This is a genomic window from Clostridium sp. C8-1-8, from assembly GCF_009928445.1.
Taxonomy (GTDB): Bacteria; Bacillota; Clostridia; order Clostridiales; family Clostridiaceae; genus Clostridium_AR.
Genome location: NZ_JAABNO010000081.1, coordinates 1 through 662 on the forward strand (window position 1 = coordinate 1; position 662 = coordinate 662).

Genomic DNA, 662 nt, shown 5'->3' on the forward strand with positions numbered 1-662 from the left:
TCTTGTTCGATTATAAAACCTTTTTCTGACTAAGAAATTTATTTCACTAAAATCTATATTTACATGGGTAGCTATGCTATAATAATTGTGCCAGCCCAGTATCATCAAGTTTAGTTTTTCAACGTTATATGTTTTAGGATTATTTCTGCTTGTTTCAATTTGACTGCTATAATTATTTATTATTTTAGTCTTAGCTTTGTCAGATATATTGCTCTTAGCGACGTATTTTTTTGGTTTCTTCTTTATGTCTTTTAGTTTGAAACCAAGAAAATCAGAATAGTTTCTCCGTAAATTTATTACCATGGATTTTTCTTTGCTGATATCTAATTTAAGTCTTTCTTTTAACCAATTAGTAACAGCTATGAATATCTTTTGAGCAGATTTATAGTTATTTGTTAGTATTTTAAAGTCATCTGCATAACGGACTATATACATTTCTTTTAAATGTGTTCTTTTTAACGCTCTTATTTTGTGTTGTTGACTTGAGTATTTCTTTGTTAGCATTCCTTCCCATTGACTGTATATCCACCAATCTAATTCATTTAGAACTATGTTAGAAAGTAGCGTTGATATTATGCCGCCTTGCGGTACGCCCTTTTGAGGAACGCCTATACCTTCAATTTTCCCTTTAAGCATTGTTGATATTATAGCAATTAGTTTCT

At 29.8% G+C, this 662-nt stretch carries 1 protein-coding gene; it reads right to left on the minus strand.

Translation table 11 applies throughout. The features are described from left to right. A partial coding sequence (locus GXK57_RS26205) for a reverse transcriptase domain-containing protein (protein WP_243156528.1) occupies window positions 1-662 on the minus strand: 662 nt, incomplete at both ends.